This window comes from Streptosporangium sp. NPDC005286 (genome assembly GCF_040607515.1).
Taxonomy (GTDB): domain Bacteria; phylum Actinomycetota; class Actinomycetes; order Streptosporangiales; family Streptosporangiaceae; genus Streptosporangium.
The window spans coordinates 1-8283 of sequence record NZ_JBEXGU010000267.1 but is presented as its reverse complement, the minus strand read 5'-3'; the positions used below and the strand labels follow the sequence as shown (position 1 = coordinate 8283).

The window sequence follows — 8283 nt, the reverse complement described above, 5'->3', positions numbered from 1 at the left end:
CCCGAAAACCCACAGGTCAGAGCATGGCTCGGCGGCCGCCGAGCCATGCCGTGCCAGGCGGGTACGGTCACCCGTCGCCGTCGCCGTCGCCGTCGCCGTCGCCGAGCCAGACGAGGTCGGAGCCGAGCCGGTACGCGGCGCTCTGCGGGCTCATCCACCGGCCGAATCCCCTGACAGCGCCGACGGTGGCCGCGTCGCCACCCGGCAGGGCCAGCCCGTACGCCACCACCCGCGCCATGATCTCCTCGTCCTCGGCCTTCCGGACCAGCGCGAACACGCGGGGCAGCCCCCCTGCCAGCGCCCGAACCTCCTCCCTGCCGAGAGCCGAATCGGACTGCCGGGACAAACCGCTTCCGCCTCCTCCGGTCTCGCCGCGCCACGAGACCATGCCGTGGTAAACAGTCGGGTAGTCGGAACCGTTGAAGTGCTCCATCTCGGGTGCTTCCTTCCGGCATCGGGGCCGGGGCGGGCGTGGCCTGTCAGCGAAGCCCGCCCCGGTCTCCTGTCTTCCCTGGTGTTCCTGTGACCACGTGACCGTCCCGTGGTCGGATGCTGCCATTTCTTGCGCTCTCTGTGAGCGGGTGGCTACGTTGGGTATAGGGACACACGGTTACTGAAGTTCACAAGCTGTATTTGCCAGGCTGGTGAAGCCATGGCCTGTACAGCCCAGCCTGGAAGGTGGGTATGGCTGCTCCGAAGTGGGTGACGCTCCGAGCGCAGTGGCTTGGTCAGCAACTCCGCGAGTTACGTGAGGCCAACTCTCTGTTGCTCAAGGACGTGGCCGAGTATCTCCAGCGAGACCCGTCCACTGCGGGCCGCTTCGAATCGGGGGAGTATCCGATCCGGCGCCCGGACCTGCTGGCTCTCCTCGATCTGTACGGCGTGGCCGACGGCAGGCGACGCGAGAGCCTGATGAAGCTCAGCCAGGAGGTCTGGCAGAAAGGCTGGTGGGACGGGTACGCCAACGAGGTCGCCGGTGCGTTCGTCGACTATGTGTGGCTGGAGTCCCGCGCGGCCGAGATCCGCTCCTTTGACAACACACTGCTTCTCGGGTTGTTTCAGACGCAGGAGTACGCGCGGGCGGTGATCGCGGCGGCGGAGTTCGGTGCCGAAAAACAGCAGATCGAGCGATGGGTCGAGTTGCGCATGACTCGTCAGGAGATCCTCCGAGGTGACGACCCTCCGCGCCTGTCAGCGATCATTGATGAAGCGGTGTTGCACCGTGAGGTCGGTGGTCCGGAATGTCAGATGGCACAGCTACGTCATCTGATCGAATACGCCGCCCGGCCGAATATCGAGATCCGAGTGCTCCCGTTCAGTGCTGGTGCGCATGCCAGCCCGACAGGTGCTTTCCGAATACTGGCGATGAGGAATCCCTATCCTGAGGTCGCCTATGCGGAGACCCCGAAGGGTGCTATTTACGTGGAATCGCCCGATGCTGAGAGCTTCATGCTGACGTACGATAATTTGCAGAAGCTCGCCCTCGGCCCCGAAGACTCGGCCGAGCTCATCTCCGCAATAGCGAAAGAAATGCGGTGAACGCGATGCAGGAGCACAGTAAGCCCAGCTCCGGTGAACTGGCCGGTGTTGCATGGCACATCAGCACGAAGAGCGAGAACGGCGGCGGAAGTTGCGTGGAGGCCGGGCCGTTGGCCGATGGTAGTGGGCGGGTGGCGGTGCGGCACAGTCATCGGCCTGATGGTGAGGTGATCGTCTATACCCGCGCCGAGTGGGAGGCGTTCGTCGGTGGCGTCAAGGACGGGGAGTTCGACTTCTCCGGCACCTCGGGCTGAGGCGAGGGGCCTGAACGCGATGACGGCCCGTCAGGCCCGGTCCGTCGGTCACTCGTCCGACAGGTAGACGGGACGTCCGTCGCGTCGGGCGAGGCGGGCGGTGAGCAGGCGGGTGGCGGCGTTCTCCTCAAGGAGAGTCGTGGCGGTGTGCCACGGGAGGAACGCCACCTCGTCAAGCTCCTCGGCCTCCGGGCTGATCTGGCCGGGATCGCTCAGCACGCCGCCGTCGAACACGAAGTGGATCAGCGAGCGGGGGCGTTCCCCCGACGGGGGACTCCAGTGGACCACGAGGAGTTCACCCACCTCGACGGGCACGCCGAGCTCCTCGGTCACCTCGCGCCTCGCGCACGCGTGGGGCGCCTCGCCCTCTTCCACGACCCCACCGGGGAAGTCCCAGGTCGGCCGGTAATTGGGCTTGACCAGCAGCACCCGGTCCTCGGGGTCGGTGATCAGCAGGCAGGCGCAGGTGAACACGGTGGGCAGGGTGGCGTACCAGGTGACGGGGTCGAGGTAAGGCTTGCTCACTCTTGCCACGCTACCGCCGCGAGCCGCCCGTCCCGGGCAAGGCCCGCCGAGCCGTCGCCGGTCGTCCGCATCCGGACAGGCGGCTCTCCCCGTGGACGGGCTCTCGCTCAGCCGAGCTTCTTGACCAGCACCTCGAACTCCAGGTCGTCCCTGGTCGGCAGGCCGAAGCTCTCGTCGCCGTAGGGGAACGGGGCCGTCTCGCCGGTGCGGACGTAGCCCCGGCGCACGTACCAGGCCAGTAGTTCCTCGCGGGCCGAGATCACCGTCATGCGCATCTCGTCCACCCCCCACTCGTCGCGGGCGAGACGCTCGGCCTCGGCGAGGACCGTCTTACCGAGGCCGCCGCCCTGCAGCGTGGGGCGTACCGCGAACATCCCGAAGTACGCGTGTCCGCCCCTGCGCTCCACCTGGCAGCAGGCGATGATCTCGCCCTCCGACTCCGCGACCAGCATGCGGCCGTCCGGGTTCTCCAGCGCGGCGGTCACGCCCCGGACATCGGTCCGCTGCCCGCCCAGCAGATGCGCCTCGCTCGTCCAACCGGCCAGGCTCGACTCTCCCCGGTACGCGGACTCGACCAGGGAGACCAGGGTGGGGATGTCCGTGACGGTGGCGGCACGGAAGGTCGCTCGCGCGGTCCGCGAAGGGCTGTTCATGCGTGCGGGGTCCTCTTCAGCAATCGGTGGATCATGCGGATGCCAGGACATCCGGTGCCGTGAGCCAAATCTAGCGGGACGGTTCTCCCTGGCCGACCGCCGCCGTATCAGTGCAGCGTGACGAAGTCGACGCCGTACCCCCAAAGCCCGACACCGGACTGAGTGACGGCCTCTTCCGTCCAGTCGCGGCTCTCCATCTGCCGGGGCAGGCGTTCGCCGGTGGCGGGATCCGACGGGTACCGGACGTGCTCGGTGGGTGGTTTGCTTGCTCCATGGACGAGGTGCAGATCACTCACTATCTGGATAGATTGGGCGTGACCCGGCTCGCGGAGCCGAATGCTCGGAGCCTGCGGGCCTTGCAGTTCGCGCACCTGAGGACGGTGCCGTTCGAGAACCTGAGCATCCATCTCGGCGAGCCGATCTCGCTCGACTCCGACGCGCTGTTCGACAAGATCGTCAACCGCCGTCGCGGCGGTTTCTGTTACGAGCTGAACGGGTTGTTCGCCGAGTTGCTGACCGCGCTCGGCTACCGGGTGACGCTGCTGGCCGCCCGGGTCTTCGGCGGCGGCGCGCCGGGGCCGCTCTTCGACCACCTGGCACTCCGCGTCGATCTCGACGAGCCGTGGCTGGTCGACGTCGGGTTCGGCGACTTCTCCGACGAGCCGCTGCGGCTCCACGAGCGCGCGGAGCAGAAGGACGGCGGGGGCGTGTTCCGGATCGCACCCGCCCCCGGCGACCACGGTGACCACGGCGACCTCGACATCACGCACAATGGCGACCCGGGTTACCGGCTGACCGCCCGGCCCTACGAGCTGGCGGACTTCGTCCCGACGTGCTGGTGGCAGGCGACCTCCCCGCGGTCGCACTTCACCAGGTCACCGATCTGTTCGATGCGCACGGCCCGGGGCCGGACCACGCTCAGGGACCGCAAACTGATCCACAGCGTGGACGGCGAGCGCACCGAACGCGTCCTGGACGAGACCGAACTCCTCCCCGCCTACCTCGACTCCTTCGGGATCGCCCTCGACCGGGTCCCCTCCGCCACTCCGCCGTCATAGCTGCCCTGGCCAGGTTGAACCTGGCTGAGCTTCTGCCCACGGAATGACCTGGAGTGCGGTTCTCCACCGGGATACGGCCCGGTCAGGCCGTGGTGAGGGAGCGGTCGCGGTTGACGAGGGCGGCGTAGGGGCCGCCGGCGGCGAGGAGATCGTCGTGGCTGCCGCGTTCGACGATGCGGCCCCGGTCGAGGACCACGATCTGGTCGGCGTCGCGGATCGTCGACAGGCGGTGGGCGATCGTGATGGTGGTCCGGCCGCGTGACAGGGTGTCCAGTGCCTCCTGGACGGCGCGCTCGGTCTGGGTGTCCAGGGCGCTGGTGGCCTCGTCGAGGACCAGTACGGGCGGGTCGCGCAGCAGCGTCCTGGCGATGGCCAGGCGCTGCTTCTCGCCGCCGGAGAAGCGGTAGCCGCGCTCGCCGACCATGGTCTCGTACCCCTCGGGCAGCGAGGCGATGTGGTCGTGGATCCGGGCGGCCCGGGCGGCGGAGACGATCTCCTCGTCGGTGGCCGAGGGGTTGGCGAACCGCAGGTTGTCGGCGATCGAGGAGTGGAACAGGTAGGTCTCCTGGGAGACCACGCCAACCGTCTCGGCCAGGGCCTCGAAGGTCAGCTCGCGCACGTCCACCCCGTCGATGGTGATCCGCCCGCCGGTCACGTCGTACAGCCGGGGCAGCAGGTAGCTCAGCGTGGTCTTGCCCGAGCCGGTCTCGCCGACCACGGCCAGGGTCGTGCCCGCGGGGACGGTGAGGTCGATGTCCGACAGGGTCGGGGTCTCTCCGTAGGAGAAGTCGACGTGCTCGAAGCGGATCTCGCCGCGTACCGTCTTCGGCGTGCGGGTGCCGGGGTGGATGTCCACGGCCAGGTCCAGGTACTCGAAGATCCGGGCGAACAGCGCCAGGGAGCTCTGCACGTCGACGCCGAGCCGGAGCAGCGACACCGAGGGGCGGAACAGGTTCAGCTGGAGGGTGGTGAAGGCGACGACGGTGCCGATGGAGATCGCCGAGGTCAGTCCGGTGGCCCAGTAGATCATCGCGGGCATGGCCGCCATGATGATCTGGATGGTGGACTGCCGCCAGCGTCCGGCCATGCTGGAGCGGAGTTCCAGGACGGCCAGCTCGTCCGAGGCGTCGGAGAACCGTCTGGCGAGCTCGGGGCCCTGGCCCATCGTCCGGCCCAGCAGGATGCCGCTGATCGACAGCGACTCCTGGATCATCGACGACATGGCGGCCATCTTCCGCTGCCGCTCGGAGGTGATCTTTCTGCGTTCCCGGCCGACCCGGCGGCTGATGCCGACGAAGAGCGGGAGCAGCAGCAGTGACACCACGGTCAGCCGCCAGTCCAGCACCAGCATCGCGATGATCGTCGCGATCACGGTGGTCAGGTTGGAGACGATCGCGGCGGCGGTGGAGGTGACCACCAGCTGCATGCCGCCGATGTCGCTGGCGATGCGCGACTGCACCTCGCCGGTCCTGGTGCGGGTGAAGAAGGCCATGGACATGCGCTGCAGGTGGCCGTAGACGGCGGTGCGCAGATCGTGCATGACGCGCTGGCCGACCCCGTTGGAGATCAGCATCTGGATGACGTCGAGCACGCTGGTGACGACGGCGACCGCGACCATGCCGAGTACGAGCAGCGTCAGCAGGCCGGTCCTGCCGTGCGGGATGGCGTCGTCGAGCACCGCGCGGAGCATGAACGGTGAGGCCAGCGAGACGAGCGAGGACAGTCCGATGAGGGCGCCCACGACGACCAGCCGGCCCCGGTAGGGGTGGAACAGGCCGACGACGCGCCGCAGGGGCGCGCGGGGCTCGTCGGTGGTGGGTGGTGCTCCGTCTTCGAGGGGGGCCTGCTCTCCGGGGGGTGCTTCGTTCGCGCGGGGATCATCGGTCATATGAGGTGTTTCATGCCGTTCGGCACTCCTGGTCTGTTCCGTCATGGAACTCCCTTCTGGTGGCTGTCCGAACAAGAGGTTACGGGGCCGGTCAGGCATTTTTGCTGGCAACCGGCTCGCCGGGGCCGACCGATGGGAGGGAGGTGACGGGAGTGGCCAGATCTCGACAGTGTTTCCGCCGAGCGTTCATCAACTTTCCCGACAGCGGATTGTTGATCTATCCGAAAGTGATCTATAACGTCATTTAGCGTGACTCGTCCCCCCAAGTTGCTTAAAGTACTGATCGCCGCAGTTGTGCTGATCCCTATCGGTCTCGCCTCCCTGCCCGCCTCCGCCGACCCCGCCCCGGACCCGGAGCACCCCTGGCGCCTGGAACACTGGCCCCAGACCCAGCCCTGGCAGCAGGACGCCCCCGAGGCCTCGGCCGCGCGGCGCGCCGAGCCCGTCACCCCGGCACCGATCGACCCGCAGAACTGGAAGAACCCGGACCACATGACGTGGGCCGACTACCGCAAACCCCCCGGCACCAACTGGGCCGACCCCGCGGTCAAGGGTTCCAAGCGCACCTTCCGCGGCGCGCTCGTCCTGGCCGACTATCCCAACCAGCCGTTCGTGGTCACCCAGCCCAAGGGCTCGACGGTCTTCAGGAACCCCAGCGCCGAGGCCCACGACATTCCCCGCGACCAGGTCGCCGGCTTCTACCGGGACTTCCTCAACACCCCCAACGACCTCAACCGGGGCCACACCATCCACGAGTACTGGATGGAGGACTCCGGGGGTCGTTACGGCGTGGAGCTGACCGAGTTCGGCCCCTACCAGATGCCGGGCAAGTCACACGAGTACGCCATGGAGTTCCAGGGAGGCACCGCCTGCCCGGCCGGTGACGCCTGCAACCGCAACATCAGGACCGACGCGCGGGCGGCGTGGATCGGCGACGTCGGCCAGGAGGTGCCGGCGGGCTTCGACTTCGTCTTCTACCTGAGCGCGGGACAGGACGAGTCGGCCACCTGGCAGGAGTTCGGCCCGATCAAGTTCCCCACCAAGGAGGCGGTGACCGACGACTTCGGCCCGCCCGACCCGGCCCTGCCCAACTGGGCCAGGACCCGCTACGTGGAGTGGACGTCCTGGGCCTCGGCCGCCTCCATCTGGCCCAACGCCGGGGGCGGGTCCTCCACCCAGGCGGAGAGCTCGGGGCAGGGCGTCTACGCCCACGAACTCAGCCACATTCTCGGCATCGGCGACAACTACAACAACCCGTTCGGGATACCGCCGCGCCGGGCGTACACCGGGATCTGGGAGATGCTCAGCCGGGGCAGCTTCAACGGCCCGGGTGGCCCGCACAGCCGCTGGCTGATCCCGCCCACCTCGGGCGGCTCCATGGGAGCCCAGCACATGCTCCGCAACAAGATCAAGCTCGAGATGGTGGACGAGAACAACGTGCTGCGCCTGTCCCGTGAGGCGCTGGCCGAGTCCGGGGTCGTCGTGGCGGAGGTGACCGCCCGGGTGATCCAGCCGGGACCGGCCGGTCTGTCCGGGGTCAACATCGCCTTCGGTGACGGCGACCGCAGCCCGGCCTGCGACGTGCGCACCGACCCGTTCTGCGACGGCGGCGGATACCACAACTACACGCTCGAGGTCGTGGACAGGATGGGCGCCGACTCCTTCACGCCCGACTCGGGGGTGCTGCTGGCCAAGACCAAGAACGTCGACCAGGCGCCCTTCGAGTGGGTGATCGACGCCAACCCGCAGGACATCGGCATGACCGACTACGTCCTGCCGGACGGCACCGCCGTGCCCATCACGATCGGCGACTACCGCCAGTTGTCGGACGCCCTGTTCCACGCGGGCACCGGCTCGGGCTCCGAGTTCGAGTACGTGGACGAGGCCAACCGGCTCCACTTCTACGTCCTGGATCTCAAGCGCGACCGCAAGGGCGTGCTCTCCTACACGGTGGCGATCCGCTCACTGGACGGCGCCGGCCCGAACAAGCGCGGGGTGAAGGTGCTCCCGTCCGTCGGCCTCCCGTCCGGCGACGGCCTTTCCACCTGCCGCTTCCCGCTGTTCAACACCGGCAGGGCCGCCCAGGCCGCCGGGCAGCACCCCGAGGATGTGAGCGCCTATCTCAAGAGTGACGTCTACCGGCTGTCGGCGAAGGTCGAGGGCCGAGGCTGGACCGCCTCGCTGCCCAACGAGCTCGCGACCGCAGGCTCGGGCAAGAGCACGCTGGTCGCCGTCAACGCCCTGCGGGCGGCGGGCGGCAGCCACCTCGCGAAGGTGACCCTGACCGCCACCTCGGAGAGCGATCCCACCAAGACCGCCAAGGCGACCTGCCAGGTGCTGGGGCGCTGAGGCCCGGACCGCGTCAC

9 protein-coding genes are annotated in these 8283 nt (G+C 68.4%); 4 read left to right on the top strand and 5 right to left on the bottom strand.

Annotated elements, in window-relative coordinates:
• Nucleotides 1-67 precede the first annotated feature (67 nt).
• The gene (locus ABZU75_RS43845; RefSeq protein ID WP_355568583.1) at nt 68-433 is read right to left on the bottom strand and encodes a hypothetical protein; all 366 of its coding nucleotides are present in this window, start codon (nt 431-433) and stop codon (nt 68-70) included.
• Nucleotides 434-684: 251 nt separating this feature from the next.
• Between ABZU75_RS43845 and ABZU75_RS43840 the strand changes: the two genes are divergently transcribed.
• Both ABZU75_RS43840 and ABZU75_RS43835 read left to right on the top strand, forming a co-directional pair.
• The gene (locus ABZU75_RS43840) at nt 685-1539 is read left to right on the top strand and encodes a helix-turn-helix transcriptional regulator (protein ID WP_355568580.1); all 855 of its coding nucleotides are present in this window, start codon (nt 685-687) and stop codon (nt 1537-1539) included.
• Nucleotides 1540-1544: 5 nt separating this feature from the next.
• Nucleotides 1545-1793, top strand: a complete 249-nt coding sequence (locus ABZU75_RS43835) for a DUF397 domain-containing protein (protein ID WP_355568586.1) — start codon at nt 1545-1547, stop codon at nt 1791-1793.
• 48 nt (nt 1794-1841) lie between these two features.
• Here ABZU75_RS43835 and ABZU75_RS43830 read toward each other — a convergent pair whose 3' ends face one another.
• The 3 genes from ABZU75_RS43830 to ABZU75_RS43820 form a co-directional block, all read right to left on the bottom strand.
• The gene (locus tag ABZU75_RS43830; RefSeq protein WP_355568578.1) at nt 1842-2318 is read right to left on the bottom strand and encodes an NUDIX hydrolase; all 477 of its coding nucleotides are present in this window, start codon (nt 2316-2318) and stop codon (nt 1842-1844) included.
• A gap of 107 nt (nt 2319-2425) precedes the next feature.
• Nucleotides 2426-2971 (bottom strand): GNAT family N-acetyltransferase, encoded by a 546-nt coding sequence (locus tag ABZU75_RS43825; protein ID WP_355568575.1) that lies wholly within the window; start codon nt 2969-2971, stop codon nt 2426-2428.
• A 107-nt stretch (nt 2972-3078) separates the two neighbouring features.
• The gene (locus tag ABZU75_RS43820; RefSeq protein WP_355568571.1) at nt 3079-3267 is read right to left on the bottom strand and encodes a hypothetical protein; all 189 of its coding nucleotides are present in this window, start codon (nt 3265-3267) and stop codon (nt 3079-3081) included.
• A gap of 60 nt (nt 3268-3327) precedes the next feature.
• Between ABZU75_RS43820 and ABZU75_RS43815 the strand changes: the two genes are divergently transcribed.
• On the top strand, nt 3328-4029 hold the full coding sequence (locus ABZU75_RS43815; RefSeq protein ID WP_355568568.1) for an arylamine N-acetyltransferase: 702 nt from the start codon (nt 3328-3330) through the stop codon (nt 4027-4029).
• An 82-nt stretch (nt 4030-4111) separates the two neighbouring features.
• On the opposite strand, the gene ABZU75_RS43810 is transcribed toward ABZU75_RS43815, so the two are convergent.
• Complete coding sequence (locus ABZU75_RS43810) at nt 4112-5917, bottom strand: ABC transporter ATP-binding protein (protein ID WP_355568565.1); 1806 nt, start codon at nt 5915-5917, stop codon at nt 4112-4114.
• Between the two features lie 294 nt (nt 5918-6211).
• On the opposite strand from ABZU75_RS43810, the gene ABZU75_RS43805 reads away from it, so the two are divergent.
• Nucleotides 6212-8266: a M6 family metalloprotease domain-containing protein gene (locus ABZU75_RS43805; RefSeq protein ID WP_355568562.1), complete on the top strand. Its 2055-nt coding sequence runs from the start codon at nt 6212-6214 to the stop codon at nt 8264-8266.
• Nucleotides 8267-8283: the final 17 nt, after the last annotated feature.